General features: G+C 66.9%; 26 protein-coding genes. 14 read left to right on the forward strand and 12 right to left on the reverse strand.

The features are described 5' to 3' along the window. Positions 1-34: 34 nt before the first annotated feature. Complete coding sequence (locus CFB46_RS06235; protein WP_027783396.1) at positions 35-880, reverse strand: M15 family metallopeptidase; 846 nt, start codon at positions 878-880, stop codon at positions 35-37. A 121-nt stretch (positions 881-1,001) separates the two neighbouring features. On the opposite strand from CFB46_RS06235, the gene CFB46_RS06240 reads away from it, so the two are divergent. Continuing rightward, complete coding sequence (locus CFB46_RS06240; protein ID WP_089499528.1) at positions 1,002-1,994, forward strand: phage tail protein; 993 nt, start codon at positions 1,002-1,004, stop codon at positions 1,992-1,994. Positions 1,995-2,206: 212 nt separating this feature from the next. Beyond that, on the forward strand, positions 2,207-3,235 hold the full coding sequence (locus CFB46_RS06245) for a transporter (protein WP_089499563.1): 1,029 nt from the start codon (positions 2,207-2,209) through the stop codon (positions 3,233-3,235). A gap of 164 nt (positions 3,236-3,399) precedes the next feature. Here CFB46_RS06245 and CFB46_RS06250 read toward each other — a convergent pair whose 3' ends face one another. After that, entirely contained in the window at positions 3,400-5,568 is a 2,169-nt protein-coding gene (locus tag CFB46_RS06250) for a M1 family metallopeptidase (protein ID WP_089499529.1), read from the reverse strand. Positions 5,569-6,211: 643 nt separating this feature from the next. Between CFB46_RS06250 and CFB46_RS06260 the strand changes: the two genes are divergently transcribed. The 4 genes from CFB46_RS06260 (at position 6,212) to CFB46_RS06275 (ending at position 9,443) form a co-directional block, all read left to right on the forward strand. Further along, positions 6,212-6,706, forward strand: coding sequence for an LEA type 2 family protein (locus CFB46_RS06260; protein WP_089499530.1), 495 nt, complete (start codon positions 6,212-6,214; stop codon positions 6,704-6,706). A 155-nt stretch (positions 6,707-6,861) separates the two neighbouring features. Further along, a complete protein-coding gene (locus tag CFB46_RS06265; RefSeq protein ID WP_089499531.1) occupies positions 6,862-7,194 on the forward strand; it encodes a YegP family protein in 333 nt (110 codons plus the stop codon). 135 nt (positions 7,195-7,329) lie between these two features. Beyond that, the gene (locus CFB46_RS06270) at positions 7,330-8,463 is read left to right on the forward strand and encodes a methyltransferase (RefSeq protein WP_089499532.1); all 1,134 of its coding nucleotides are present in this window, start codon (positions 7,330-7,332) and stop codon (positions 8,461-8,463) included. Positions 8,464-8,552: 89 nt separating this feature from the next. Next, on the forward strand, positions 8,553-9,443 hold the full coding sequence (locus CFB46_RS06275; protein ID WP_089499533.1) for a class I SAM-dependent methyltransferase: 891 nt from the start codon (positions 8,553-8,555) through the stop codon (positions 9,441-9,443). 58 nt (positions 9,444-9,501) lie between these two features. Here the strand turns inward: CFB46_RS06275 and CFB46_RS06280 are convergent, their stop codons facing one another. Together CFB46_RS06280 and CFB46_RS06285 are read right to left on the reverse strand one after the other, a co-directional pair. Continuing rightward, positions 9,502-10,074: a DUF1415 domain-containing protein gene (locus CFB46_RS06280; RefSeq protein WP_089499534.1), complete on the reverse strand. Its 573-nt coding sequence runs from the start codon at positions 10,072-10,074 to the stop codon at positions 9,502-9,504. Positions 10,075-10,177: 103 nt separating this feature from the next. Further along, a complete protein-coding gene (locus CFB46_RS06285; RefSeq protein ID WP_027783405.1) occupies positions 10,178-10,798 on the reverse strand; it encodes a TetR/AcrR family transcriptional regulator in 621 nt (206 codons plus the stop codon). Positions 10,799-11,012: 214 nt separating this feature from the next. Here CFB46_RS06285 and CFB46_RS06290 point away from each other — a divergent pair, with 214 nt between their 5' ends. The 3 genes from CFB46_RS06290 (at position 11,013) to CFB46_RS06300 (ending at position 14,496) form a co-directional block, all read left to right on the forward strand. After that, positions 11,013-12,296 (forward strand): MFS transporter, encoded by a 1,284-nt coding sequence (locus tag CFB46_RS06290; RefSeq protein ID WP_089499535.1) that lies wholly within the window; start codon positions 11,013-11,015, stop codon positions 12,294-12,296. A gap of 156 nt (positions 12,297-12,452) precedes the next feature. Beyond that, complete coding sequence (locus CFB46_RS06295; RefSeq protein WP_089499536.1) at positions 12,453-13,058, forward strand: nitroreductase family protein; 606 nt, start codon at positions 12,453-12,455, stop codon at positions 13,056-13,058. Positions 13,059-13,245: 187 nt separating this feature from the next. Continuing rightward, positions 13,246-14,496 (forward strand): Hsp70 family protein, encoded by a 1,251-nt coding sequence (locus CFB46_RS06300; protein WP_089499537.1) that lies wholly within the window; start codon positions 13,246-13,248, stop codon positions 14,494-14,496. A 100-nt stretch (positions 14,497-14,596) separates the two neighbouring features. On the opposite strand, the gene CFB46_RS06305 is transcribed toward CFB46_RS06300, so the two are convergent. Then, a complete protein-coding gene (locus CFB46_RS06305) occupies positions 14,597-14,800 on the reverse strand; it encodes a cold-shock protein (RefSeq protein WP_006477070.1) in 204 nt (67 codons plus the stop codon). Positions 14,801-15,220: 420 nt separating this feature from the next. Between CFB46_RS06305 and CFB46_RS06315 the strand changes: the two genes are divergently transcribed. Continuing rightward, complete coding sequence (locus CFB46_RS06315; RefSeq protein ID WP_027783409.1) at positions 15,221-16,819, forward strand: APC family permease; 1,599 nt, start codon at positions 15,221-15,223, stop codon at positions 16,817-16,819. Between the two features lie 105 nt (positions 16,820-16,924). Here CFB46_RS06315 and CFB46_RS06320 read toward each other — a convergent pair whose 3' ends face one another. From CFB46_RS06320 to CFB46_RS06350, 7 genes are all read right to left on the reverse strand, one after another. After that, positions 16,925-17,716, reverse strand: a complete 792-nt coding sequence (locus CFB46_RS06320) for a DODA-type extradiol aromatic ring-opening family dioxygenase (RefSeq protein ID WP_089499538.1) — start codon at positions 17,714-17,716, stop codon at positions 16,925-16,927. 201 nt (positions 17,717-17,917) lie between these two features. Continuing rightward, complete coding sequence (locus tag CFB46_RS06325; RefSeq protein ID WP_089499539.1) at positions 17,918-18,514, reverse strand: UbiX family flavin prenyltransferase; 597 nt, start codon at positions 18,512-18,514, stop codon at positions 17,918-17,920. A gap of 12 nt (positions 18,515-18,526) precedes the next feature. Beyond that, positions 18,527-18,838, reverse strand: a complete 312-nt coding sequence (gene grxD / locus CFB46_RS06330; RefSeq protein ID WP_027783412.1) for a Grx4 family monothiol glutaredoxin — start codon at positions 18,836-18,838, stop codon at positions 18,527-18,529. A 68-nt stretch (positions 18,839-18,906) separates the two neighbouring features. Further along, the gene (prmC, locus tag CFB46_RS06335) at positions 18,907-19,749 is read right to left on the reverse strand and encodes a peptide chain release factor N(5)-glutamine methyltransferase (RefSeq protein ID WP_089499540.1); all 843 of its coding nucleotides are present in this window, start codon (positions 19,747-19,749) and stop codon (positions 18,907-18,909) included. A 7-nt stretch (positions 19,750-19,756) separates the two neighbouring features. After that, positions 19,757-20,839: a peptide chain release factor 1 gene (gene prfA, locus CFB46_RS06340; protein WP_089499541.1), complete on the reverse strand. Its 1,083-nt coding sequence runs from the start codon at positions 20,837-20,839 to the stop codon at positions 19,757-19,759. A gap of 93 nt (positions 20,840-20,932) precedes the next feature. Further along, entirely contained in the window at positions 20,933-22,231 is a 1,299-nt protein-coding gene (hemA, locus tag CFB46_RS06345) for a glutamyl-tRNA reductase (RefSeq protein ID WP_027783415.1), read from the reverse strand. Positions 22,232-22,257: 26 nt separating this feature from the next. Then, on the reverse strand, positions 22,258-23,022 hold the full coding sequence (locus tag CFB46_RS06350) for a response regulator transcription factor (protein ID WP_089499542.1): 765 nt from the start codon (positions 23,020-23,022) through the stop codon (positions 22,258-22,260). A gap of 171 nt (positions 23,023-23,193) precedes the next feature. Here CFB46_RS06350 and CFB46_RS06355 point away from each other — a divergent pair, with 171 nt between their 5' ends. The 4 genes from CFB46_RS06355 (at position 23,194) to CFB46_RS06370 (ending at position 26,530) form a co-directional block, all read left to right on the forward strand. Continuing rightward, positions 23,194-23,448, forward strand: a complete 255-nt coding sequence (locus CFB46_RS06355; RefSeq protein ID WP_006477062.1) for a hypothetical protein — start codon at positions 23,194-23,196, stop codon at positions 23,446-23,448. Positions 23,449-23,466: 18 nt separating this feature from the next. Continuing rightward, complete coding sequence (locus CFB46_RS06360) at positions 23,467-25,281, forward strand: aminopeptidase P family protein (RefSeq protein WP_089499543.1); 1,815 nt, start codon at positions 23,467-23,469, stop codon at positions 25,279-25,281. Positions 25,282-25,358: 77 nt separating this feature from the next. Further along, positions 25,359-25,910, forward strand: coding sequence for a cysteine hydrolase family protein (locus CFB46_RS06365; RefSeq protein WP_089499544.1), 552 nt, complete (start codon positions 25,359-25,361; stop codon positions 25,908-25,910). Continuing rightward, positions 25,907-26,530, forward strand: a complete 624-nt coding sequence (locus CFB46_RS06370) for an HAD family hydrolase (RefSeq protein WP_027783419.1) — start codon at positions 25,907-25,909, stop codon at positions 26,528-26,530. The genes CFB46_RS06365 and CFB46_RS06370 overlap by 4 nt, the downstream gene beginning before the upstream one ends. Positions 26,531-26,619: the final 89 nt, after the last annotated feature.

Consider the following 26,619-nt stretch of genomic DNA (forward strand, 5'->3'; position numbering starts at 1 on the left):
GCCGCCCTCATTATTTCTTGTCCGGCAGCCCTGGCTAGCTGCCGCGTCCCAGTTTAAAACCGGGTTTATGGTATTCCACGTGCCCGAGATCCATCATTTTCCATCGGCCGCCCCAGGTCAGGCCGACTTGCTCGGCGACCTGGCCGTACAACTGGTAGCCGCGCATCGCCCACGGATCTTTCTCGGAAATGACCAGCTTGCCGTCGCGCAGGAATGCGTTATCGGCCGCCAGCCCGAATTGGTGATAACTCTGGAAGGCTGCCGCGTTGGTCACGTTGCTGCCCATCTGTGCCAGCCGGTTCTGCCGTTCCGGGCTCCGGTAACCTTCCAGCAACGCCATTTCATAACCGTGCTGTTCGTGCATGATCTTGTAGACCAGCAGCAAACGCGTACGGAAATCCGGGTCCAGCAGGTTCCAGTCGCGGCTCGCATCCTTCAGCGCCGGGCGGACCTGTTCGACTTCCTTGGTGGCGAAGACTTCCGGCGGCAGCGGCGGGGGCGGCACGAGTTGCTCGCCCTGCAGCAACGCGGCGATTTTCTCGTCGGGCACGCGCGCCGTGTCGTCGTACTGGAACAATTGCCGGCCGCGTAACGCAATGGCGACCAATGGCGGCGTCGCAAGAATACCTGCCGATACCATAATCATCAAGCGCCGCCGAACCAGTAAATTTTGCACATCGCTTAATGCGCCGCGCGTCGCGCTTGCCGATTTAACAATCTGACTCCGCGTGCGCGCGGCGCGATCGTTCGCACGACGCGTAAGGCGGCCGTGAAACTGGGCGACGGATTCAAAAACGGTCGCGCGGATACCCGGTAAAAGCAACAGTGCCGCGACGGCGACGGCAAGGGCGAAATAGGCGACGAGTGCGACGGCTATCAACGAAATCCCCGGAAATTGGAATTGATTGTGTTTTGCAATGCTTGCTCTTAGAATCAGGCTGCTTCGAGAGGCCGGGCTATATTATCGCGGTGAATTAAACCAGGATTCAATGAGACGCTGAATGAGTGCGCCGGAAAATTCAAATTCGAAAACTCCGCCCAGCCTGCTGTCCGATACTAAACCGGCAGGCGAGGGAGGACCTCGGCAGTCGCGCATTCTCGCGGATCTGGAAGGGCGTGTCACGCCGCCCGCCGAGCCGCCGCGCCGTTCGCTGAAGGCGCCGATCGCCGCCGTGGTGGCGTTGGTCGTGGCCGTCGGCGGCTGGGGCGCGTGGCGCATGCAGCAGTCGTCGGGCGAACGGCCCGCGGTCGTCGCGGCTGCGCCCGCACCCGCGGCGGCCGCGCCGGACAAGGCCGCACCGGCCAGCGGCGCCGCCGTACAGGTCGCGCAGAACGGCGCATCCGCCGCGTCGGCCGTGCAACCGGCCACGATCGTCAACGACGATTCGGCGTCCCAGGCCGTTGCATCGGCTTCGGCCGCGTCTGCCGCGGACAACAGCCGCCTGTCGCGCGCGCTTGCCAACGGCGCCGACGACGCATCGGGCGCGGCCACGGCCGGCGCAGCCGCAACGGCGGCCGCCGCGGTGGCGACGGCCAAGACGGCGAAGGCCGACGCGTCGAAGAGCACGAAGGTCGCCGCGCACGGCAAAACCGACACGAAAGAGGCGAAGGCCGACACGAAGGCCGACACGAAGGCCGAAGCCCGCAAGCATCGCAAGGAACAGCAGGCCGAGCTCGCGCAGGCGAAGAAGCGCCGCGACGCGACGCCGACCCGAACCGCGAAGGCGGGCGGCAAGGACGATCCGGATGCCGATCTGCTCGCCGCGCTCGTCGCGCGCACGAAGCCGGCCGACAAGAAACTCGCCGCGCAGAAGGGGCAGGCCGTGCCGACCAAGACGGCGGCGGCGACCGGCGGCTCGCTGGCGTCGCGCGTGAAGGAGTGTTCGGAGCGCGGTTTCTTCGAGGATCAGCTGTGCCGCTGGCGCGTGTGCGACGGCCACTGGGGCAAGGATCCCGCGTGCCCGAGCGCCGCGCAGTCGGAGACGCGGCAGTAACGCGTGCCGCGCACGCCGCGATGTCTTTCCCGTCAGCGCCGCCCAATGGGCGGCGCGTTGTTTTCGGGGCAAGGAGCGGCTGCCGGTAGGATGCCGCGTGACACTGTCACGAGCGCGTCACGCCCGTCGGGCATACGTTTCCTATCTTTTCCCGGCGCGGGCCCGCGACCCGCGATGTGCGGCGTGCCGCGCGCCGCACGACCTTCGACACGATGGATCTGATCGTACAGACTTACGGCGCCGATACGTCCGGCATGGTGTGCGGATTCCGCTTCGTTCCGGGCGGCGCCGGCGCGATGCTCGATGCCGACGCGGCCGCCGCGTGGTTGCGCACGTGCCGCGAGCACGGCGCGGCCGCGTCGGGCGATTTCGTCTGGCTGCATTTCAATCTTGCGCATGGCGCGAGCGAGCGCTGGATGCGTACGCATCTCGGGCTGCCCGACAGCTTCTTCGAATTCCTGCACGAAGGCTCGCGCTCGACGCGCATCGAGCAGGAGGACGGCGCGTTGCGCGCGGTCGTCAACGACGTGATGTTCAATCTCGAGCTCACGCCGTCGGAGATCGCGACGCTGTTCGTCCACGTCGAGCGGCGCATCATGGTGACCGCGCGGCTCAAGCCGCTGCGCTCGGTCGACACGCTGCGCGCGTGCGTGCGCGACGGCGAGCAATTCCGCTCGCCCGCGGAACTGCTCGTGCACCTGCTGCGCGACCAGGCCGACCTGCTGATCCAGATCATGCGGCGCACGAGCGTCGATGTCGACCGCATCGAGGATCGCTTCCTGTCGCAGCGGCTCACGTCGAGCCGCATCGACCTCGGCGCGATGCGCCGCACGCTGACGCGCCTGCAGCGCATGCTCGCGCCGGAGCCCGGGTCGATCTTCCGGCTGCTCGCGAAGCCGCCCGCGTGGCTGCACACGGAAGACGTGCAGGAACTGCGCGAGTCGACCGAGGAATTCTCGCTGGTGCTCGCCGATCTGTCGGGACTCAACGAGCGCATCAAGCTGCTGCAGGAAGAGATCGGCTCGCGCCTGGACGAGCAGAACAACCGGACGCTGTTCACGCTGACGCTCGTCACCGTGATCGCGCTGCCGATCAACATCGTCGCGGGCTTCTTCGGGATGAACGTCGGCGGCGTGCCGTTCTCGGAGAACAAGCACGGCTTCTGGCTGATGGTGCTGCTCGTCGCGGGTTTCACCGCGCTGGCCGCGTGGTGGGCGTTCCGGCGCCGTGACGATCGCTAGCGCGGCATTCGAGCATCGCATCGACGCGGCAGCGCGTTTCGCGCCCGCGCCCGCGCCGGACGGCATGAAAAAAGGGCCTCGCGTGCGAGGCCCGTCAACAGGTCGGAGAAACCGGTACGCCGGCCGGCGCCGCGGGTGGCGCGGCGTCGGCCGGATCCGCACCGTTACTGCGTCACTACCTTGCGCGGCTTGAAGATGCCCTGGTATTGCCGTGCCGGGCGTTCCTTCGTCACCGGTTCGATGCCGCCGAAGGTCGGCGTCTGGCGCAGCTTCATCGCGGCCGGCGAAGCGACCGAGCCGATCGACGTCGAGCGCGAGGCCGGCGCGAGGTTGTTCGCGACGAGCAGCGCCGCTTCGCTCTTCAGGTTCGCCAGCAGCACCGGATCGGTCGAGCCGTTGACCTGCGTGAGCAGCCCGCTCCAGGCCGCGTCGCTGTAGTTCACGACGTAGTAGTCGAGACCGCTCGGGTCGGCGACCACGCCCGTGCAGCCGTCGATCCGCGTCTGCGCCTGCGTATCCTTCAGCGCGAGCGTCGTGTGTTTCGCGAGCCCCTGGCCGTACGCGAGCGTGATCGGCACCGTCCACTGCAGGCCCGGATACGCGTTCTTGTTCGGGAACGGCTGCTGTTTCAGCGTGACGACCGTCTGGTTCTTCGTCATGTCGCACTGCGTGTCGAGCGAGATCAGCGGCACGCCGGTCTGACGCACGTAGCTGTCGCCGATCGGGCCGACCGCCTGGCCGCTTTCCTTCGACAGCGCATCCCACAGACGCTTCGGCGTCCCGTTGCCGAACGAGTAGTCGACGAGGTACTGCTGAAGCCCCTTGCGCAGGGTCTGCTCGCCGAGATAGTTCTCGAGCGTCTTCAGCACGTGGCCGCCCTTGTCGTACGTGAACGCGCTGGCGCTCAGCACGAAGTCGTTCGACGCCCAGTCGTTGAAGTTCGGCGCGACCGGGAACGCGTTCGGGCCGATGTCACGATTGATGACGCGGTACTTGTTCTTCACCTGGTCGAGCCAGCTGAACTCGTCGGGGAAGAACTGGATCGTGGTCTTCGTCTCGAAGAACGTCGCGAACGATTCGTTGAGCCACACGTTGTCCCACCAGTCGGTCGTCACGAGATCGCCGAACCACTGGTGCGCCACTTCGTGCGTCAGCACTTCGTTGCCGTAGTGCGACATCGGCTGGCCCGGCTGCGGCAGGATGTCGTCGGCGAACTCGAGGATCGAGCCCCAGTTCTCCATCCCGCCGAAGTTCAGGTCCTTCTGCTCCTTGAACGCGTCGTTCGCGGCCACCGTGTCGAACTTCGTGAGCGGCAGCGCGATACCCGTGTAGCGGTAGTAGAAGTCGAGCGCCTGCTTGGTGCGGTCCATCGCCGGCTTCGCCCACTCGCTCATGCCCGGCGGCGTGAACACGCGCAGGTGCAGGCCGCCCTTGCCGCCCGGCAGCGGGCTCGTGAAGTCGTCCTCGTAGGTGTCGAACATGCCGCCGCCGAAGAACAGCAGGTACGACGGCATCGGCGGGGTCTTCTCGAACTGCACGAGCTTGTAGCCGCCGCCGACGTTGGTCGACGGCTTCTCGGCCGCGTTCGACACGACGCGCCAGCTTTGCGGCACTTCGGCCGTCACTTCATAGGTCGGGCGGAACGCCGGCTCGTCCCAGCCCGGGAACCACTGGCGCGACAGGTTGGTTTCGCCCTGCGTCAGGATCGCGCCGCTCGTCTTGCCGTCGGTGCCCTTCAGGTCGACGCGAAACACGCCTTCCGCGGCCGAGCAGCCCGGATACGGATCGTCGCCGCAGCTGCCGCCCGTTTGCGTGGCCGGATCGTCGTACGACTTGAAGTTGATGATGCCCGACCACTCCATGTGCAGCGAATAGTTGCCCGGCGCGATCGTGCCGGCGACGGGGCGCAACTGATAGAAGTCGCCCTTGTCCTGCGGCGTCGCGATCAGCTGGATGTTGCCCGGCTGCAGCGTGATGCGGCCGTTGGTGAACTTGATCCGGTGGCCGGCGATCACGATGTTGTTGACCGGCTTCAGCACCTTGATCTCGACGTCGGCGCGGCCGTCGAACGCGTTCAGCGCTTCGTTCGGGCGGAACCACAGCCGGTAGTTCACGGGCACCACGGTGTCCGGCAGTTCGACAGGCGGGACGCTCTTGTCGACGTTCGATGCGCTCGGCGGCGCGGTGACGGCGGGCGACGAGCCCGTGTGCGGCGCGCCGGCGGAGCTGAGCGCGGAAGCGGAGCCCGCACCGCCGTCGTCGCCGCCGCACCCGGCGAGCGCGAGTGCGGCGACGAGCGGCAGATAACGCATCTTGCGAATATGAATCGACATGACTGAATCCTCGATTGTTGAAAGAATCGTTCAGTGCTGCGAAAACGCCGGCAAAAGCAATCCCCTCGCCGTTTAATCAACAGCGAAAAAATGCCAATGACGGATTATTCGAAAAGACGGCGGCCGACTACGTGAAGGTAATCATGGTTTACTGCCCCCTCTGAATTTCCGGATGTCGGTTAACTGGCCGGTTCAAAATGGCCGCACGCGTGTTGTACTGAATTGATTTCGCGCGCACGACACGGGGCCGCACGCCCGGCGCGGGCGCGCAATCCCTTTGAACCGACGACCTACGGGGCTGGCCGGGCCAGTCCGCAGGACGGAAGGACAGCGTGTCGCCATCCCGTAAATTCGCCGTCATGCGGCTTCAAGGTTTGTCGGCTTGCTCCAAGGATGCGTAAATATACTTGATGGTTTTGGGTAAAGGAAACGAAAAATTTAGAAAGAGCATCTATTGAATTCCGAGCGCTTCATTGAATGCTGAAAGTCATTAATGCGCTTTCCGTTTAGCTGGCGATTTCGTAGTTTTAATCTATTAACAATCTTGCGCCGCCGCGAAAACTACGAAATCCGGTGAAGGGCGGCACGGTCGGTACAATGCATCGACGATCCCGTTCACCGATTGCCGCGAGGAGACTGTCCCATGCCACGAGCCCTGTTCCGTATCGCGCCGCTGCGCGTCGTGCTGCTGCTGTTCGCTGCCGTGTTCGTGCTGGGTGGTTGCGCGGGGCTCACGCGCGAGCCGGTGCGCGTGTCGGTCGCCGGGCTCGACCCGCTCGTCGGGCAGGGCCTCGAGATGCGCTTCAGCCTGAAGTTGCGCGTGCAGAACCCGAACGATGCGCCGATCGACTACGACGGCATCTCGGTCGCGCTCGACCTGAACGGCACGCCGTTCGCGAGCGGCGTCAGCGATCGGGCGGGCACCGTGCCGCGGTTCGGCGAGGCCGTGCTCGACGTGCCGGTTTCGGTATCGGCCTTCGCGGCCGCGCGGCAGGCGTGGAACCTGCCCGGCGCGGCCGCGAACGGCGAGCTGCCGTATGCGCTGCGCGGCCGGCTCGCCGGCAGCGTGCTGGGCACCGTGCACTTCAGCGACGCGGGCACGCTGCGTCTGCCGACCCTGCCGGGGTGGGGCGGCTAGATCGTCCGATCGAAATTCAACATCGGCTAAATGCGTCGAAATATTTACTATTTAACAGTCTTTAACGCCTATCTCCGTGGAATGTCGACTTTCGTCGACGTGCCCCCTTACACTTGGCGATGTCCGAGGGTCGGACATTCTTTTAGGGGAAATCCATGGCGGCAAAATTCGAGCTCAAGAAGGCCACGAACGGTCAGTACTACTTCCACCTGAAGTCGGCGAACGGCGAGATCATCCTCGCGAGCGAGCGGTACGAGGAGAAAAGCGGCGCGAGAAACGGGATTGCGTCCGTGCGGGAAAATGCGCCGCTCGATGAGCGTTACGAGCGCAAGCTCGCCCACAACGGGGAGCCGATGTTCAATCTGAAGGCGGCCAACCACCAGGTCATCGGCACGAGCGAGACGTACAGCAGCGTGCAGGCGCGCGAGAACGGCATCGCGGCCGTCAAGCGCGATGCGCCCGTTGCGGAAACCTTCGATCTCGTCTGATCGACGGTTGCGCCGCGACGAACGCTTGCGGGCGGCCGTCGCGGCGCTCGTTTTGCCGGGTCGGGCAAAGCGCGGTATGGTGTGGTCCGCGCGGCGAATTCTCGCCGCCGTTGAAGCCAACCGTACCGAGTTCGCGTGACCGATTCCCCCGTTTTCCACTGGACCGACGCCGACGGCGTCGATCATGCCGTGCGCTGGCGCTCCGAAGCCGGCGTGCCACCGCCGAAGCGCGCGGTGCCCGCCGACGACCGTCTCACCGCCGACGCAGCCTACCGCCTCGCCTGCGAAGGCACCGCGCTCGTCTGGCAGGGCGACTTCCAGAATGCGCGCCAGCTCGTGCAGGCGATGGCGCGCCGTGTCGAACGCAAGCCGAAGAAGGCGAAAGCCGCGGCCGGCGTCGATGCATTCAACCTGCATCGTCTCGCGCAATCGCAGCGCGCCCGCACGCTCGGCATGCTGCTGATCCCGCTCGACGCCGATTACACGATCCCGCTGCGCCGCGCGCCCGACGTGCGTGCGGCCTGCGAGGAGGCGTACGGCCCCGGCGGCGCGCCGTCGGTCGTGTCGCTGCGCGAATTGCTCGGCCTCGTCGGCGCGCATGAATGGCGCAAGAAGGGCGTGCCGATCCCGGCGCTCGGCGGCGCGCCGATCCATCCGCACTACGGCGTGTTCTCGCCGGTGCGCGGCGAATACGTGGAGCTCGTCGCGCGTGCGCCGCTGCCGGCGACGTCGCTCGCGTTCGATATCGGCACGGGCACCGGCGTGCTGGCGGCGGTGCTCGCGTCGCGCGGCGTCGAGCGCATCGTCGCGACCGACCAGGATCCGCGCGCGCTGGCTTGCGCGCGTGAGAACGTCGCGCGGCTCGGGCACGCGGGCCAGGTCGATATCGTCGAGGCCGACCTGTTTCCTCCCGGCCGCGCGCCGCTCGTGGTCTGCAACCCGCCGTGGGTGCCGGCCCGGCCGAGCGCGCCGATCGAATACGCGGTCTACGACCCGGACAGCCGCATGCTGCGCAGTTTCCTCGCAGGGCTGGCCGCGCATCTGGAGCCGGGCGGCGAGGGCTGGCTGATCCTGTCCGATTTCGCCGAGCATCTCGGCCTGCGGCCGCGCGAAACCTTGCTGCAGTGGATCGACGAAGCCGGCCTCGTCGTGCTCGGCCGCGACGACATCCGCCCCGCGCATCCGAAGTCGACGGACGCCGACGATCCGCTGCATGCGGCGCGTCGCGCCGAGGTCACGTCGCTGTGGCGGCTCGGCGCCCGGGCCTGACCGCGTATTTTCGGTAAACTACCGCCATTCCTCACGAATTCCCGCCGCCGGGCCGTGGTCGACAGACCGTGGCCCGGCGGCGCTTCACGATGTCGAACAAAACCCATGAAATCCGTCCGGAGCAGTCCGTCGAGCTGCTGAAGGAACTGCACATCCTCACCCGCGACGGGAAGCTGAACCAGGACAGCCGCCGCAAGCTGAAGCAGGTGTATCACCTGTTCCAGTTCATCGAGCCGCTGCTCGCCGGCGTGCAGGCCGACAAGGGTCAGGTGACGCTCGTCGATCACGGCGCCGGCAAGTCGTATCTCGGCTTCATCCTGTACGACCTGTTCTTCAAGCAGCAGCCGGGGCACGGCACGCCGGCGTTCGCGTCGCACGTGTACGGCATCGAGACGCGCGAGGAGCTCGTCACGCGTTCGACCGAGCTTGCCGCGCGGCTCGGGTTCGGCGGCATGTCGTTCCTGAACCTGTCGGTCGCCGATTCGATCGCGTCGCCGCAACTGCCCGAAACGGTCGACGTCGTCACCGCGCTGCACGCGTGCGACACGGCGACCGACGACGCAATCCGCTTCGCGCTCGCGAAGCGCGCGCAGCACATCGTGCTGGTGCCGTGCTGCCAGGCGGAAGTCGCGGGCGTGCTGCGCAGGAACAAGGGCAAGTCGCTCGCGAATGCGCTGACCGAGGTGTGGCGCCATCCGCTGCATACGCGCGAATTCGGCAGCCAGATCACCAACGTGCTGCGCTGCCTGCAGCTCGAGGCGCACGGCTACCAGGTCAGCGTGACCGAGCTGGTCGGCTGGGAGCATTCGATGAAGAACGAGCTGATCATCGCGCAGTACAAGAACCTGCCGCGCCGCAAGCCCGGCGAGCGGCTGAACGAGATCCTCGGAATGTTCGGGCTCGCCGAACTGAACGAGCGCTTCTTCGTCGCGCAAGCCGCCGCCGCGGGCGACGACATCGTCGAGCCGGCCGAAGGCTGACGCGCGAGCGCGTGGGCGGCGCGGGCATGGCGTCCGCGCCGCCCCGTTGCACGCCGTGTCACACGTCGTCGCCCGGCCGGCGCATCCATTCGCGCCAGCCTTCGTGGCCGAGGCGGCGTAGGGTTTCCTGATTCTTTTCGTAGATCGCGGACGCGTCCGGGAACGCGTCGACCGCGCGCGCGATGCTGTCCTCGCGCAGCAGGTGCAGGATCGGATAGGGTGCGCGGTTCGTGTAGTTCTCGATGTCGTCGGGTTCGGTGCCTTCGAATTGGTAGTGCGGATGGAAGCTCGCGATCTGCAGCACGCCGTCGAGCCGCAATTGCCGCACGAGCCGCTCGGCAAAGAACAGCGCATCGTTGTAGTCGACGAAATCGGCGAACGCGCGCGGGTAGATCACGAGTGTCGTATCGACCTGTTGCGGGTCCGCCGCTTCCAGTGCACGCAGCTCGGTTTCGAGTTCGGCGAGCGCGTCCTCCAGCGTCGTCGCTTCGCTGATCGCGTAGCGCACCTGTTCCTTCACGTAGACGCTTTTCGCGAACGGGCATAGGTTGAGCCCGATCACCGCGCGCGCGAGCCAGTGCCGCGTGGCGGCGAGGATGTCGTCGTGCGAGTCGGGGCGGGTGTCGGTCATCGTGATACCAGTCGGGCGGAAGGGCAAAAAGGGCGAAGAGGGCGAAAAAGGCGAAAAGGGCGGCATTGTAGCGGGCGCGCCGGGGACGAACGCGCGCGACCCGTCACGCGCAGGCCGCTTCGATCAACTGCGTGACGAGCGCGGGCGCAATGCCGATCGGCGTTTCGCCGTGCCGGTAGGTCTGGCTCGCCGCGTAGATGCCTTCGACCACCAGCGCGAGCGCATCGGCCAGCGCCTTCGGCTGTCGCGCACCGGCGCCTTCGCAAAGCGCGACGAGCCGTTTCATCAACTGCTCCTTGTTCTGCGCGACGCGTTCGCGCGCCGGGTGCGACGCATCCGGGAATTCGGCGGCGACGTTGACGAACGGGCAGCCGCGATAGTCCTTTTGCGTCGCACGCTCGGCGAGATCGACGAAGTACTGGATCAACTGCGCCTTCGGCTGCCCCGGATGCTTCGCGGCGCTCGTGTCGAGCCGCTCGAAGAAGCACGCGTCCATCCGTTCCAGATACGCGAGGATCAGCTCGTCCTTCGACGAGAACTGGCGATACAGGCTCATCTTGTTGACGCCCGCGCGTTCCACCACGGCCTCGACGCCGACCGCTCGCACGCCTTCCCTGTAAAACAGCTCCTCGGCGGCACGCAGCAGGTGCTCCTGCGCGGTGGCGCCGTCGATTTGCCGGCGCGTGCGCCGCGCCAGCGGTTTGGCGACCTCGATGCCCGACATGATGACCCTCGACTACGTGGTGAATTGCTTGACATGTTACCGACTGGTAACTACGATCGCAACACACTTGTGACCGACCGGTAACAATGCCGGCCGGATCGACGGAAAATGCCAAGCATCGGCCCGGGTCAGCCGATGCGGTGTGCGGCGGAGGTGGCCTGGCGGGGCGGGGCAGGCGCGATGGCGCCGGAGCCGCCAACTGGAGAACGCGAAGATGAACTGGGCAGTGACACGAATCGGCGGGCGCTTCCATTACGGATGGCTCGCGGCGGCGGTGGTATTCCTGATCCTGCTGGCGGCGGCCGGCACACGCGCGACGCCGAGCGTGCTGATGGTGCCGCTCGAACGCGAGCTCGGCTGGAGCCGGGCGGCGATTTCGCTGGCGATTTCGGTGAACATCGCGCTGTACGGCCTGACGGGCCCGTTCGCGGCCGCCGCGATGCAGCGCTTCGGGCTGCGGCCGACGATCCTCACCGCGCTCGTGACGATGAGCGCGGGCGTCGCGCTGTCGTCGATGATGACGCAGAGCTGGCAGATGGTGGCGATCTGGGGCCTGATGGTCGGCAGCTCGACGGGCGTCGTCGCGCTGACGCTGTCCGCGACCTTCGTCACGCGCTGGTTCCATGCGCGGCGCGGCCTCGTGATGGGGATCCTGACCGCGAGCACGGCCACCGGCCAGCTCGTGTTCCTGCCGATGCTCGCGGCGATCGCGCAGCGCCACGGCTGGCGGCCGGTCGTGCTGGTCGTTGCGGTGGCGGCCGCGATCGTGATTCCGCTCGTCGCGTTCCTGCTGCCCGAGCGGCCGGCCGACGTGCAGTTGCGCCCGTACGGCGAGCCGGCCGATGCGCCGTCCGCGCCCGATGCGACGAAGGAGAACCCGCTCGCGGTCGCGTTCCGCACGCTGCTGATGGCGAGCCGCTCTCGCGACTTCTGGCTGCTGTTCTTCAGCTTCTTCATCTGCGGCGCGAGCACCAACGGCTATGTCGGCACGCACCTGATCGCGATGTGCAGCGACTACGGGATGACCGAAGTGCAGGGCGCGTCGCTGCTCGCGGCGATGGGCGTGTTCGACCTCTTCGGCACGACGCTGTCGGGGTGGCTGTCCGACCGTTACGACAACCGCGTGCTGCTGTTCTGGTATTACGGGCTGCGCGGGCTGTCGCTGATCTACCTGCCGCATGCGTTCGGGATCGACTTCTTCGGGCTGCCGCTGTTCGCGATGTTCTACGGGCTCGACTGGATCGCGACCGTGCCGCCCACCGTACGGCTCGCGACCGACGTGTTCGGCAAGGCCGCGGCGCCGGTCGTGTTCGGCTGGATCGTCGCCGGCCACCAGCTCGGCGCGGCGTTCGCGGCGCTCGGCGCGGGGCTGCTGCGGGCGAGCCTCGGCACCTATACGATTGCGTCGATGATCTCGGGCGGCTTGTGCATCGTCGGGGCGCTGATCGTGCTGCGGATCAACCGCGGACCGTCGCGCGCGGCCGCGCAGGCAGCCTGATCGCGGCGGCCCGGCCGGCCGTACAGGCTGCGGCCGGCCATTGCACACCAGGAGATTTGCATGGCGCGGCGGGATCGGGCGCGCAATCGCTCAAGCGGGTATGCTTGCGGTTCGCCGGGCGTTCGCGCCCCTTCATCGATGTCAGCGAGGAACCGCATGTCCGTCAAACCTGCTCCCACCACTGTTTCGATTCACGATCTGATCGCGGGCCGCTGGAGCCCGCGCGCGTATTCGGACGAACCCGTCAGCGCCGGCGATCTCCACGCGGTGCTCGAAGCGGCGCGCTGGGCGCCGTCCGCGTACAACGCGCAGCCGTGGCGTTTCATCGTATTCGAACGCGCCCAGGACGAAGACGCGTTCAAGCGCGCGTTCGCGACGCTGGTGCCGTTCAACCAGGGCTGGAATGCGCCGGCGCCGGTGCTGATCGCGGTCACCGCGCACACGTTGACGCCGAAGGGCGAGCCGGCGCCGACCGCGCTGTACGACGCCGGCGCCGCCGCGATGTCGCTGGTGCTGCAGGCGCACGCGCTCGGCCTCGCCGCGCACCAGATGAGCGGGTTCGACGCGAAGGCGTTCCGCGACGCGTTCGCGATTCCGGCGGACGTCGCGATCGCGTCGATCATCTCGCTCGGCCACTACGGCAACGTCGACAAGCTCGATCCCGTGCTGCGCGATCGCGAGAAGGCGCCGCGTACGCGCCATGCGATCGGCGAAGTCGTCTACGCGGGTGCGTGGAAGAAGAGCTTCGACGCGGCGGCCTGACCCCGCGGGCGGGCAGGCTGCGTCGCGCGTCCTGTCCGCGCATGTTCCCGGTGCGCCACGCCGCGCGCCGTTGCCGCCGGCGCCCGTTGCGCGGCGCTGGTGGCCGGCCCCGGTTGTGATCCCGCGGGCTTCATGTTAAAAAGCCGGTCCTTTCCGTTTTCGCGCCGGCCTGCTGCGGCAATTTCCCATGACTTACTGCGCGATCGATTTCGGCACGTCCAATTCCGCCGTGGCGCTGCCCGACGGCGATGGCATGCGCCTCGCGCCCGTCGAGGGCGACCACCTGACGCTGCCCACCGCGATCTTCTTCAACAACGACGAAGAGACGGTCGAATACGGCCGGGCGGCGCTGGCCTCCTATATCGACGGTTTCGACGGCCGGCTGATGCGCTCGATGAAGAGCATTCTCGGCTCGCCGCTCGCGGAAACGACGACCGACCTGGGCGACGGCAGTGCGATCGCGTACACCGAAATCATCGCGCGCTTCCTGACGCACCTGAAGCGCAAGGCCGAAGCGCGCGCGGGCGCGCCGATCGGCCGCGCGGTGCTCGGCCGGCCGGTGTTCTTCGTCGACGACGATCCGCGCGCCGACCGCCTCGCCCAGGATCAGCTCGAGGCGGCCGCGCGATCGGTCGGCTTCGCGGACGTGCACTTCCAGTACGAACCGATCGCCGCCGCGTTCGACTACGAATCGCGCCAGCCGGCCGAGCGTCTGGTGCTCGTCGCCGACATCGGCGGCGGCACGTCCGACTTCTCGCTGGTGCGCGTCGGCCCGGAGCGGATGGCGCGGCTCGAGCGCAAGGACGACGTGCTCGCGCACCACGGCGTGCACGTCGCGGGCACCGACTACGACCGGCGTGTCGAGCTGGCGGCGATCCTGCCCGCATTCGGCTACCGTTCGCTCGACCCGGAAGGGCGCGAGCTGCCGAACAAGATCTACTTCGATCTCGCGACCTGGCACCTGATCAACACCGTCTACACGCCGAAGCGGGTCGGCGAGCTGAAGCTGATGAAGCACCTGTACCAGGATGTGCGGCAGTACGACCGGCTGACGAGCGTGGTCGAGCAGCGGCTCGGGCACGCGCTGATGGCGCGCGCGGAAGAAGCGAAGATCGGCGTCGCGGCGGGCGGGGAGACGATGATCGACCTGAACGACGTGGAAGAAGATCTGCTGATCGCGTTCGACGCGGATCGCCTCGTCGACGCGAGTCGGGACGATACCGCGCGCATCGTCGACGCCGCGCGCGAGACGGTGCGGCTCGCGGGCGTCGCGCCGCGCGAGGTCGGTGCGCTGTATTTCACCGGCGGTTCGACGGGGCTCGGGTTCCTGTCGGGCGCGCTCGCCGGCGCGTTCCCGGATGCGCAGCCGGTGTTCGGCGACCGCCTCGCGAGTGTCGCGACGGGGCTCGGCATTCACGCGCAGCGACTATTCGGCTGAATGGCGGGGCGGATATCTTTCACCATGCCGGACGACCGGCGCCCATAAACAAAAAGCCCCGCCGAAGCGGGGCTTTTTTACACGAATGATCGCGCCAAGCTTAGACCGGACGGATGTTCGCAGCTTGCAGACCCTTCGGGCCCGTCTTCACTTCGAATTCAACCTTCTGGTTTTCTTGCAGCGTCTTGAAGCCTTCGACGCGGATTTCCGAGAAGTGCGCGAACAGATCGTCGCCGCCGCCTTCCGGGGTGATGAAGCCGAAGCCCTTTGCGTCATTGAACCACTTGACGGTACCGGTTGCCATGTTACTTGTTCCTAAAAAGATAAAACGGGGCCGAAGCCCATGGTGTGCGGAAAATCAAGGAAGGGGTAATAGGACCAACCGGAGTACCGTTGATGGGCGAACTACGAAAGAACCAATTCACTCGCCACTTGAAATCCTGCGAAGTCCTTTATACGGCTAATCCGTCTGATGGTCAACCGTATTCCCGTGCTCTCAGGGTTATTGCGGAGATCAGGTTTACAAAGCTTGCAAGCCATGCGAATTTTTTGTAGGGGCTGATCGATTTTGGCGCCACGTTCGAGGTGCAACCGTTAAACTACGCGCCGCGTGGACGGGTTGCCCCGATCGAGTGACCCTCCCCCCCAAGAATGCGTGCGCGGTGCTGTCCGAGCCGATCCCGGACCGCAGGCCGACCATGCTTTTTGAGACACAGGAGAGGATGTGAAGAGTTCTATTCAACGGAACATCGGCCCGTTTGCATTGATGCTGACGGGGCTGGGTTCGATTATCGGCTCGGGCTGGCTGTTCGGTGCCTGGAAGGCCGCGAAGATCGCCGGTCCGGCGGCGATCTGCGCATGGATCATCGGCGCGGTCGTGATTCTCGCGATTGCGCTGACGTATGCGGAACTGGGCGCGATGTTTCCCGAGTCGGGCGGCATGGTGCGCTACGCGCGCTACTCGCACGGTTCGCTGGTGGGCTTCATCAGCGCATGGGCCAACTGGATCGCGATCGTATCCGTGATCCCGATCGAGGCCGAAGCGTCGATCCAGTACATGAGCACGTGGCCGTATCCGTGGGCGCATGCACTGTTCGTGAACGGAGAATTGCAGACCCTCGGCCTGCTGCTGTCGGCCGTGCTGGTCGTCATCTACTTCATGCTGAACTACTGGGGCGTCAAGGCCTTCGCGCGGGCGAACACCGCGATCACGATCTTCAAGTTCCTGATCCCCGGCTTGACGATCCTCGGCCTGATGCTGACGAGCTTCCACTCGGAGAACCTCGGCACCGCGTCGAATACGAGCTTCGCGCCGTACGGCTGGTCGGCCGTGCTGACCGCGGTCGCGACGAGCGGCATCGTGTTCGCGTTCAACGGCTTCCAGAGCCCGGTGAACCTGGCCGGCGAAGCGCGCAACCCGTCGCGCAGCGTGCCGTTCGCGGTGATCACGTCGATCCTGCTCGCGCTCGTGATCTACGTGCTGTTGCAAATGGCGTATATCGGTTCGGTGAATCCGGCCGACGTCGCGAAGGGCTGGGCGCACTTCAACTTCTCGTCGCCGTTCGCGGAACTCGCGATCGCGCTGAACCTGAACTGGCTCGCGATCCTGCTGTATGTCGACGCGTTCATCAGCCCGAGCGGCACCGGTACGACCTACATGGCGACGACCACCCGCATGATCTACGCGATGGAGCGCAACAACACGATGCCGAAGATGTTCGGCAACGTGCACCCGATCTACGGCGTGCCGCGCCAGGCGATGTGGTTCAACCTGCTCGTGTCGTTCGTCTTCCTGTTCTTCTTCCGCGGCTGGAGCTCGCTCGCGGCGGTGATCTCGGTCGCGACGGTGATCTCGTACCTGACCGGCCCGATCAGCCTGATGGCGCTGCGCCGTGCGGCGACCGACATCGAGCGTCCGCTGTCGATTCCGCTGATGAAGCTGATCGCACCGTTCGCGTTCGTGTGCGCATCGCTGATCCTGTACTGGGCGAAGTGGCCGCTGACGGGCGAAATCATCCTGCTGATGATCGTCGCGCTGCCGGTGTACTTCTTCTTCCAGGCGAAGTCGGGCTGGACCGGCTGGGGCGCCGACCTGAAGGCCGCATGGTGGCTGGTCGCGTACCTGCCGACGATGGCCGTGCTGTCGCTGATCGGCAGCAAGGAATTCGGCGGTCACGGCGTGCTGCCGTACGGCTGGGACATGCTGGTCGTCGCGGCAATCGCGCTGGTGTTCTACTTCTGGGGCGTGAATACCGGTTACCGGACCCAGTATCTCGACGAGCGCGAGTCGCACGACGAGATCCTCGAAGGGGTCGGTGTCTGACGGCTGACCTGTCGCCGGATTCGGCGGCGGCAGGATGCAGTGACAAAAGCCCGCCCGAGCGATGCTCGGGCGGGCTTTTTGCTGGGCGGGCGGTTGCGCCGCGGATCAGGCGCCGGCGCTCGCGAACACGTAGTTCGTCATCGCGAGCACGCGCTGGTAGGTGCCGAGCGACTGGATGCCGAGCCGGTAGTCGTCGTCCGCCGCGCCGAGCGCCGTGAAGACCGGCAGCAGGTGCTCGTCGGTCGGATGCATCAGCGCCGCGTGCGGCGCCTGCCGACGGTAGTCGAGCAGCGCGTCGACGTCGCGTGCCGCAAGTTTCGCCTCGAACCAGTCCGTGAATTCCGCGACGCGCGGATCCGCATCCTCGGGCGCCGCGCCGAAATCGGCGGCGCGCAGGTTATGCGTGATCTGCCCCGAGCCGATCACCATCACGCCGTCGTCGCGCAGCGGCCGCAGCGCGCGGCCGAGCGCGAAGTGATGCGCGGCGTCCGCGCGCGGCTGGATCGACAGTTGCGCGACCGGCACGTCGGCTTCCGGAAACATCAGCAGCATCGGCACCCACGCGCCGTGATCGAGGCCGTGTTCGGTCGTCGCGGTCGCGATGCCGGCTGCGTTCAGCAGCGCGGCCGCGCGCTCGGCAACGTCGGGTGCGCCGGGCGCCGGATAGCGGATGTCGTACAGCGCCTGCGGGAAACCGTAGAAGTCGTGAATCGTGTCCGGATGCGCGGCGACGCTCGCGACTGGCTGTTGCGTGCCCCAGTGCGCGGACAGCATCAGCACCGCGCGCGGGCGCGGCAATTCGGCGCCGAGGTGCGCGAATGCGCCGGACGGCAGCGCCGGGTCGATCGGCAGCGTCGGGGCGCCGTGGGACAGGTACAGCGAAGGCAAGCGGTTCATGGGGATGACCTGCAAAAGGGTTTGCCTGTGACTATAGGCGTGCACCGTGCATTGATAAATCGGTGAACGGGAATTTGATTGGCGCTTGCTGGTTGATAATCGCTGCGGCGGCAGGCAGTCGAATACCGATTCGCATCCGAAAGTGGGAAATCGAAGGAATTGCAGCGCGATTCGGCGGAGATGTGCGAAAAAGAGGCGCGGTTACTGCGCGTGCCGGATGCCGGCCCACGGCGTCGTGAGCGGCGCGCTGAGCGCGAACAGGTCGAGGACGCGCGTGACGGTCTGATCGACGAGTTCCTCGATCGTCTTCGGCATCGCATAGAACGCGGGCAGCGGCGGAAAGACGATGCCGCCCATTTCGGTGACGGCGGTCATGTTGCGCAGATGCGCGAGGTTGAACGGCGTTTCGCGCACCATCAGCACGAGACGGCGGCGTTCCTTCAGCGTGACGTCGGCCGCGCGCGTGATCAGATTGTCGGACAGCCCGTGCGCGACGCTCGCGAGCGTCTTCATCGAGCAGGGCGCGATCACCATGCCGTCGGTCGCGAACGAGCCCGATGCGATCGTCGCGCCGACGTCGCGCACCGAATGCACGACGTCCGCACGGCTTTCGATATCGGCCTTCGGCAGCTTCAGTTCATGCTGGATGTTGAGCCAGCCGGCGTTCGAAATCAGCAGGTGCGTTTCGACGCCGCCGGCGGCGCGCAGCAGGTCGAGCAGCCGTACGCCGTAAATCGCGCCGGTGGCGCCGGTGATCGCGACGATCAGCCGGCGTGGCGGCGCGCTGGGAGATGCCATCGAAAGGGGACGTTACGCGGCGGCGAACAGTTGCTGCAGTTCGCCCGACTGGTACATCTCCATCATGATGTCCGAGCCGCCGACGAATTCGCCCTTCACGTAGAGCTGCGGGATGGTCGGCCAGTTCGAGAATGCCTTGATGCCCTGGCGGATTTCGTCGTCTTCCAGCACGTTGACCGTCTTGAACTGGTCGACGCCGCAGGCTTTCAGCACCTGCACGGCGCGGCCCGAGAAGCCGCACATCGGGAATTGCGCGTTGCCCTTCATGAAGAGCACGACCTGGTTTTCGTCGACGATTTGCTTGATACGTTGTTGGGTGTCCATGACTGACCTTGCTTTAGCGGGGCGTTAGATCGAAATGATAGCGGATTTCAACCGGGCGGGCCGGGACATCAGCCGGGCAGGCGGCCGCCGGTCGTGCGTTCGATGGCGGCGAGATCGGCGAGCGATTCGACCGCGACGAAGCCGTGCGACGCCAGTATCGCGCGGACGGCTTCGGCTTGGTCGTAGCCGTGCTCGATCCACAGCGTGCCGCCCGGTTTCAGATAGGCGCCGGCGCCCGCGACGATCGTACGGATCGCGCTGAGGCCGTCGGCATCGTCGGTGAGTGCGCCGCGCGGCTCGAAACGCAGGTCGCCTTGCCCGAGGTGCGGATCGTGCTGCGCGATGTACGGCGGGTTGCTGACGATCGTATCGAACGCGAGCGCGGGATCGAGTGCCGCGTACCAGTCGCTCCGCAGCCAGTGCAGCGGGCCGCCGGGGCGCGGCGCGCCGAGCAGCTTGTCGGCATTGCGTTGCGCGACCGCGAGCGCGTCCGGCGAACGGTCGAGCGCCCACACGCGCGCATCGGGACGCTCGGCCGCGATCGACACGGCGATCGCGCCGCTGCCGGTGCCGAGATCGAGCACGGCCGCGTGCGGCAGCCCGTCGATCGCCTCGAGCGCGGCTTCGACGAGCAGCTCGGTTTCGGGGCGCGGGATCAGCACGTCGGGCGTCACATCGAACGGGCGGCCGAAGAACTCGCGCATCCCCACCAGCTGCGCGACGGGCTCGCCGGCGACGCGCCGCGCTTCGAGCGCGCGGTAGCGTTCGACCGCGGCGGCGTCGAGCGGCGCGTCGCCGCGCGTAATCAGTTGCGTGCGGCTCCAGCCGAGCGCGTGCGCGAGCAGCACGCGTGCATCGACCGGGTCGAGCGGCGATGCGCGCAGCAGCGCGTCGGCGGTGGTGTCGGACATCGCGGCCTCAGTCGGCTTCGCCGAGCGACGCGAGCAACTCGGCCTGGTGCTCGGTGACGAGCGCGCCGATCAGTTCGTCGAGATCGCCGTCCATGATCGCCTCGAGCCGATACAGCGTCAGGTTGATCCGGTGGTCGGTCATCCGGCCCTGCGGGAAGTTGTACGTGCGGATTCGTTCGGAACGGTCGCCGGAGCCGATCAGGCTCTTGCGCGTCGCGGCTTCCTTCGCATGCTGCTCGTGATACTGCTTGTCCTTGATGCGCGCGGCGAGCACCTTCAGCGCGCGATCCTTGTTCTTGTGCTGCGAGCGGTCGTCCTGGCATTCGACGACGATCCCGGTCAGGAGGTGCGTGACGCGCACCGCCGAATCGGTCTTGTTGATGTGCTGGCCGCCCGCGCCGGACGCGCGGAACGTATCGATGCGCAGGTCGGCCGGATTGATCTCGACCTCGCCGATCTCGTCGGCTTCCGGCATCACGGCGACCGTGCACGCGGACGTATGGATGCGCCCCTGCGTCTCGGTGGCCGGCACGCGCTGCACGCGATGGCCGCCCGATTCGAACTTCAGGCGCGAATACGCGCCCTGGCCCGCGATCCGCACGATCACTTCCTTATAGCCGCCGAGATCCGACGCGCTCTCCGACATCATCTCGACCTGCCAGCGCTGGCGTTCCGCGAAGCGCAGGTACATGCGCAGCAGGTCCCCCGCGAACAGCGCCGATTCGTCGCCGCCCGCGCCCGCGCGGATTTCGAGGAAGATGTTGCGGTCGTCGTTCGGATCCTTCGGCAGCAGCATCTTCTGCAGCTCGACCTCGAGGCGCGCCATGCCCTCGCGCGCGCTGCGGATTTCGTCTTCCGCGAAATCGCGCATCGACGGATCGGCGAGCAGTTCCTGCGCGGCCGTCTCGTCGCTGCGCGACTGGCGCCATAACGCGTATTGCTCGACGACCGGGCCGAGTTCCGCATGTTCGCGTGTGAGCTTGCGGTACTGGTCGAGGTCGGCCGTGACGTTTTCGCGGCTCAGCAGGTCGTTGAGTTCGGCCAGCCGGGTGGAAAGCTGGTCGAGCTTGCGTTGCATGCTCGTCTTCATGGTGTGGAGCGGCGCTCCCGGGCAAGGGGTATTCGAAAAGGATAGGCCGGCGACAGCACAACGACCGGCCGGCGGCAGGGCGAGCGGCCGGCGCTAGTGGCCGGACGGGTCGTTCGAGCGCGGCGCGTGCTGGTAGAAGCCACGCATCAGGTCGATCAGCGAATCGCGATCGGCGCCGTTGACGCGGTTGAGCGCGCTCGTCGGGCCGTGGATCAGCTTGTTGGTCAGCGCTTGCGACAGCGCTTCGAGCACGGCAGCCGGATCGTCGCCGCGCGCGAGCAACTTCTGCGCCTTCTCGACTTCGGCCCGGCGCAGCGCGTCGGCCTGCGTATGCATGTGACGGATCACCGGCACGACGCTGCGCGTGTCGAGCCATTGCATGAAATTCTGCACGCGCGTCTCGATGATCGCCTCGGCCTGGGCGACCGCGGCCTGGCGCGACGCGTTGCCTTCGCGCACGATCGCGCCGAGATCGTCGACGGTGTAGAGGAACACGTCCTTCAGCTTGCCGACTTCGGGCTCGATGTCGCGCGGCACCGCGAGGTCGACCATGAAGATCGGACGGTGGCGGCGCGCCTTCACCGCGCGCTCGACCGCGCCGAGGCCGATGATCGGCAACGTCGATGCGGTGCACGACACGATGATGTCGAATTCGTGCATGCGGGTGGGCAGGTCGGCCAGCGGCATCGCGCGGCCGTTGAAGCGTTCGGCGAGCCGCTGGCCGCGTTCGGCCGTGCGGTTCGCGACGACGAGTTCTCGCGGGCCTTGCGCGGCGAAGTGCGTCGCGCACAGCTCGATCATTTCGCCGGCGCCGATGAACAACACGCGCTGATCCGACACCTTCTCGAAGATCCGCTGCGCGAGGCGAACCGCGGCGGCGGCCATCGACACCGACTGCGCGCCGATTTCGGTCGTGCCGCGTACTTCCTTCGCGACCGCGAACGTGCGCTGGAACAACTGGTTCAGATAGGTGCCGAGCGCGCCGGCTTCCGTCGCGGTGCGAACGGCATCCTTCATCTGGCCCAGAATCTGGGTTTCACCGAGCACCATCGAATCGAGGCCGGAGGCGACGCGGAACGCGTGCCGGACCGCTTCCGACTGCGGCAGCGCATAGACGTGCGGCGCGAGCTCATCGACCGGAATCCGGTGATACTCCGACAACCAGCGGAGCGCGCCTTCGCGGGCCGCGCGATCGTCGGTCGCGCAATACAGTTCGGTGCGGTTGCAGGTGGAGAGGATCGCCGCTTCGGGCGTATTGGGCGCCTGCGGGCCGAGAAACACGTTCTTGAACGTGACGAGAGCCGGTTTGATTTGCTCGAGCGGAAACGCCACGCGTTCGCGCAGGGCGACAGGCGCAGTGTGGTGGTTGATTCCGATCGTGAGGAGTTGCATATCGAGGGCTATCGTTTAGCCCCATATTATAGCGTTTCGGCGATTTCCTCACTCGCCGCATACCGGGCATCGGCGTGGCGCGGCCGCGAATTTGGGGGCTCGATCGGCACGCGGTCGAGCTGATAGCCGAAGCCGTAGAGCGGCAACAGCCGGTAGCCGCGCTCCGGAAGCAGCTGCAATTTGCTGCGCAGCCGGGACGCGTGCGTGTCGAGCGTGCGCGACTTCATGTCGCGGCGGCGCGCCCATACCGTTTCGAGAATATGCGCGCGCGACACGAGCCGCGACAGGTTCGTGAACAGCAATTGTGCGAAACGGAACTCTTTCGGCGTGAGTGAAACGATTGCGTCGCCGAAACGCACGAGGCAATGCGTGGCGTCGAACGCGTATTCGCCATACATTTCGCGCGAGCGGGTGGGTGGCCGCCGTACGCCGGCGCGCCGGCTCAGTGCGTTGACACGCGCGAGCAGCTCGGGCCCGCTCACGGGACGCACGAGGCAATCGTCGGCGCCGGCGTGCAGGCACGACACGATTTCGCTTTCGCGCGCCGACTGCATCACGGCGATGGCCGGCAGCCCGGGCAGAACCGCCTGCGCGCGCGGAATGACTTCCTGCGCCTGCTGGTCACCAGCCCAGTGACCGGTGACCAGCATGTCGCAGGTGTTGTCGGCGGCGAGCCACTCGAAGAATGCGGTGCTGGACGGAAACGCATGGCACACATGACCGCCCGCGAAGAGCAGGCGGTTCAGGAGTGCGGTATGACGCGATTCCGGATCGATCAGAGCGATTCGCATGAGAATTTCTTCAATACGGCAGCCGGTGTGCGCTTGCCATAACGTCGAGTCGGCCCCTACACTCGAATGTTCGCGGCGCCCGGCTGGTCTCGGGTTCGATGGATGAATCGATGCTAGCCGCTGGCAGCGTTCACGCCTATGGGACGAATCTGAATTTATAGAAGGCGTTGAATGAACTGGTTTGGAATCCTTGTCCTGGGAGCGGCCGTCGGGCTGTTCGGCCGCTGGCTGCATCCGATGCGGCGCACGGGCCGGCCGGCGTGGTGGATCGCGGTGCTCGTCGGCATCGTGGGCGCGGCCGCCGCCCGCATGGTCGGCAATCTCTCGGGACTGTTTTACGATGGCGAGACGCTCGAATGGCCGGTCTGCACCGGCGTCGCGTTCCTCGCCGTAGCCGTGACGGTCGCGCTGTCGGCCCGTCGCTGAATGCTCTCAGGTGAAATCATGAATGCCCGTCTCCCCGAAGTCTCGCCGGTGCCGGCCCGTCTCGCGCTGCTGCGCGGCGCCATGGCCCGCGAGAATCTGGCCGCCTATCTCGTGCCGTCCGCCGATCCCCATCTGTCCGAATACCTGCCCGAACGCTGGCAGGCGCGCCGCTGGCTGTCCGGCTTCACGGGCTCGGTCGGCACTCTGGTCGTGACCGCGGATTTCGCGGGGCTGTGGGTCGACAGCCGCTACTGGGTGCAGGCCGATGCCGAACTGGCGGGCACGGGCGTGCAGTTGATGAAGATGACGGGCGGGCAGCAGAGCGCACCGCACGTCGACTGGCTCGCGCGCAACGTGGCGGCCGGCGCGACGGTCGGGGTCGACGGCGCCGTGCTCGGCGTCGCGGCCGCACGCGGGTTGACGGCCGCGCTGAGCGCGCGCGGCATCGCGCTGCGTACCGACGTCGACCTGCTCGACGCGATCTGGCCCGAGCGGCCGGGGCTGCCCGGCGACGCGGTATTCGAGCACGTGGCGCCGCAGGCCGACACGACGCGCGCCAGCAAGCTCGCCGACGTGCGCCGCGCGATGCACGCGCAGGGCGCGCAATGGCACTTCGTGTCGACGCTCGACGATCTCGCGTGGCTGTTCAACCTGCGCGGCGCCGACGTCAATTTCAATCCGGTGTTCGTTGCGCACGCAATGATCGGCGCCGATCGCGCGACGCTGTTCGTCGCCGACGGCAAGGTGCCCCCGGCGCTGGCCGCGTCGCTCGCGCAGGACGGCGTCGACGTCCGCGCGTACGACGCCGCGCGTGCGTCGCTCGCGGCGCTGCCCGACGGCGCGACGCTGCTGATCGACCCGCGCCGCGTGACGTTCGGCACGCTCGAGGCCGTGCCGGCCGGCGTGAAGCTCGTCGAGGCCGTGAATCCGTCGACGTTCGCGAAGTCGCGCAAGACGTCCGCCGAGATCGAGCACGTGCGCGTGACGATGGAGCACGACGGCGCCGCGCTCGCGGAATTCTTCGCGTGGTTCGAACAGGCCGTCAATCGCGAGACGATCACCGAGCTGACGATCGAGGAGAAGCTCACGGCCGCGCGCGCCCGCCGCCCCGGCTATGTGTCGGCGAGCTTCGCGACGATCGCCGGCTTCAACGCGAACGGCGCGATGCCGCACTACCACGCGACGCGCGAGTCGCACGCGACGATCGCCGGCGACGGGCTGCTGCTGATCGATTCGGGCGGCCAGTACACGACGGGCACGACCGACATCACGCGCGTCGTGCCGGTCGGCACCGTCAGCGACCTGCAGCGGCGCGATTTCACGATCGTGCTGAAGTCGATGATGGCGCTGTCGCGCGCCCGCTTCCCGCGCGGCATCCGCTCGCCGATGCTCGACGCGATCGCGCGTGCGCCGATGTGGGCGGCCGGGCTCGACTACGGCCACGGCACCGGGCATGGCGTCGGTTACTTCCTGAACGTGCACGAAGGCCCGCAGGTCATCTCGCACTACGCGCCGGCCGAGCCGTACACGGCGATGGAAGAGGGGATGATCACGTCGATCGAGCCGGGTGTGTACCGTCCGGGCCAGTGGGGCATCCGGATCGAGAACCTGGTCGTGAACCGTGCGGCCGGGGAGACGGAATTCGGCGATTTCCTCGCGTTCGAGACGCTGACGCTGTGCCCGATCGACACGCGCTGCGTGCTGATCGAGATGCTGCACGACGAAGAGCGCGCGTGGCTGAACACGTATCACGCAACGGTGCGCGAGCGCGTCGGCCGGCACCTGAGCGGCGACGCGAAGGCATGGCTCGATGCGCGCACGCAGCCGATCTGACGCAACGCGCGGTAATGGCCGGATAGCGGCCGGGTAGCGGTCGCACGACGGCCGGACAACGACAGCGAGGGCAAGCAATGGCGAACACCGCGGTGATCGTGGTCGACATGCAGCGCGGGCTGGTGGAGCGGGCGCGGCCCGCGTACCGGCTCGACGACGTGGTGTCGGGCATCAACCGGTTGACGGCGGCGGCGCGCGCGGCGAACGCGCCGGTGTGCTTCGTGCAGCACGACGGCGACGCGGACGACGACATCGTGCCCGGCACGCCAGGCTGGGAACTGCACGTGGGGCTGGTCGTCGGTCGCGACGACTGGCGCGTGCGCAAGCAGGCGAGCGACGCGTTCCACGACACGCCGCTCGCGGCGCAGCTCGATCGCCACGGCATCCGTTCGGTGCTGATCTGCGGCTATGCGACCGAGTTCTGCGTCGATTCGGCCGCGCGCCGTGCCGCGCTGCTCGGCTACCGGACGACCGTCGTGTCCGACCTGCACACGACGAACGAGCGCGCCCACCTGTCGGCGGCGCAGATCGTCGCGCATCATCACTTCATCTGGAACAACAATTCGCTGTCGGGCAACGCGGTGACGCCGCGTCCGCTCGCCGACGTGCTCGCCGCGGAGTTCGCATGACGATCAAGGCAGTCGTGTTCGATTTCGGCGGCGTGCTGATCGACTGGAGCCCCGAGTACCTTTACCGTGAACTGATTCCCGACGAGGGCGAGCGCCGCTGGTTCCTCACGCATGTGTGCGCGATGGACTGGGTGGTCCGTCAGGACGGTGGGCAGACGATCGAGGAAGGCACGGCCGAACTCGTCGCGAAGTTTCCGGAGCACGAAGCGCTGATCCGCGCGTTCTACGCGCGCTGGCACGAGATGATCGGCGGCGTGCTCGAAGAGGGCGCGGCCCTCGTCGATCGGCTGGAGGCGCAGGGGATGCCGCTGTTCGGGCTGACGAACTGGTCCGCGCAGACGTTTCCGTACGCATGGGACAACTTCCCGGTGCTGCGCCGGTTCAAGGACATCGTCGTGTCGGGCCGCGTGAAGCTCGTGAAACCCGATCCGGCGATCTACCGCGAGATGCATGCGCGGATCGATCCGCACCTGCCCGGCATCGCGCCGCACGAGCTCGTGTTCATCGACGACAACGCGAAGAACGCCGAGGCTGCGACGGCGCTCGGCTGGCACGGCATTCATCATACGAGCGCGGCGGCGACCGAGGCGCGGCTGCGCGAGCTGGGCGCGCTCGCGTAAGGGCGGACGGGCGCCGGGCAAATAAAAAAGCGGGCCATGAGCCCGCTTTTTCGTTGTGCCGTTCCGGATGCGGCCGCCTTCGGCACCCG

Origin of the sequence: Burkholderia sp. HI2761 (assembly GCF_002223355.1) — a bacterium.
Classification (GTDB): Bacteria; Pseudomonadota; Gammaproteobacteria; order Burkholderiales; family Burkholderiaceae; genus Burkholderia.

What these genes read in the sequence shown, in the direction of transcription:
- CFB46_RS06245 (WP_089499563.1), top strand. Translation starts at nt 2,207, where the DNA reads ATGGATCTGATCGTACAGACTTACGGCGCCGATACGTCCGGCATGGTG.
- CFB46_RS06285 (WP_027783405.1), bottom strand. Translation starts at nt 10,798, where the DNA reads ATGTCGGGCATCGAGGTCGCCAAACCGCTGGCGCGGCGCACGCGCCGG.
- hemA (WP_027783415.1), bottom strand. Translation starts at nt 22,231, where the DNA reads ATGCAACTCCTCACGATCGGAATCAACCACCACACTGCGCCTGTCGCC.
- CFB46_RS06350 (WP_089499542.1), bottom strand. Translation starts at nt 23,022, where the DNA reads ATGCGAATCGCTCTGATCGATCCGGAATCGCGTCATACCGCACTCCTG.
- CFB46_RS06325 (WP_089499539.1), bottom strand. Translation starts at nt 18,514, where the DNA reads ATGGCATCTCCCAGCGCGCCGCCACGCCGGCTGATCGTCGCGATCACC.
- CFB46_RS06250 (WP_089499529.1), bottom strand. Translation starts at nt 5,568, where the DNA reads ATGTCGATTCATATTCGCAAGATGCGTTATCTGCCGCTCGTCGCCGCA.
- CFB46_RS06300 (WP_089499537.1), top strand. Translation starts at nt 13,246, where the DNA reads ATGACTTACTGCGCGATCGATTTCGGCACGTCCAATTCCGCCGTGGCG.
- CFB46_RS06280 (WP_089499534.1), bottom strand. Translation starts at nt 10,074, where the DNA reads ATGACCGACACCCGCCCCGACTCGCACGACGACATCCTCGCCGCCACG.
- CFB46_RS06260 (WP_089499530.1), top strand. Translation starts at nt 6,212, where the DNA reads ATGCCACGAGCCCTGTTCCGTATCGCGCCGCTGCGCGTCGTGCTGCTG.
- CFB46_RS06365 (WP_089499544.1), top strand. Translation starts at nt 25,359, where the DNA reads ATGGCGAACACCGCGGTGATCGTGGTCGACATGCAGCGCGGGCTGGTG.
- grxD (WP_027783412.1), bottom strand. Translation starts at nt 18,838, where the DNA reads ATGGACACCCAACAACGTATCAAGCAAATCGTCGACGAAAACCAGGTC.
- CFB46_RS06240 (WP_089499528.1), top strand. Translation starts at nt 1,002, where the DNA reads ATGAGTGCGCCGGAAAATTCAAATTCGAAAACTCCGCCCAGCCTGCTG.
- CFB46_RS06305 (WP_006477070.1), bottom strand. Translation starts at nt 14,800, where the DNA reads ATGGCAACCGGTACCGTCAAGTGGTTCAATGACGCAAAGGGCTTCGGC.
- prmC (WP_089499540.1), bottom strand. Translation starts at nt 19,749, where the DNA reads ATGTCCGACACCACCGCCGACGCGCTGCTGCGCGCATCGCCGCTCGAC.
- CFB46_RS06360 (WP_089499543.1), top strand. Translation starts at nt 23,467, where the DNA reads ATGAATGCCCGTCTCCCCGAAGTCTCGCCGGTGCCGGCCCGTCTCGCG.
- prfA (WP_089499541.1), bottom strand. Translation starts at nt 20,839, where the DNA reads ATGAAGACGAGCATGCAACGCAAGCTCGACCAGCTTTCCACCCGGCTG.
- CFB46_RS06275 (WP_089499533.1), top strand. Translation starts at nt 8,553, where the DNA reads ATGTCGAACAAAACCCATGAAATCCGTCCGGAGCAGTCCGTCGAGCTG.
- CFB46_RS06265 (WP_089499531.1), top strand. Translation starts at nt 6,862, where the DNA reads ATGGCGGCAAAATTCGAGCTCAAGAAGGCCACGAACGGTCAGTACTAC.
- CFB46_RS06370 (WP_027783419.1), top strand. Translation starts at nt 25,907, where the DNA reads ATGACGATCAAGGCAGTCGTGTTCGATTTCGGCGGCGTGCTGATCGAC.
- CFB46_RS06320 (WP_089499538.1), bottom strand. Translation starts at nt 17,716, where the DNA reads ATGAACCGCTTGCCTTCGCTGTACCTGTCCCACGGCGCCCCGACGCTG.
- CFB46_RS06290 (WP_089499535.1), top strand. Translation starts at nt 11,013, where the DNA reads ATGAACTGGGCAGTGACACGAATCGGCGGGCGCTTCCATTACGGATGG.
- CFB46_RS06355 (WP_006477062.1), top strand. Translation starts at nt 23,194, where the DNA reads ATGAACTGGTTTGGAATCCTTGTCCTGGGAGCGGCCGTCGGGCTGTTC.
- CFB46_RS06295 (WP_089499536.1), top strand. Translation starts at nt 12,453, where the DNA reads ATGTCCGTCAAACCTGCTCCCACCACTGTTTCGATTCACGATCTGATC.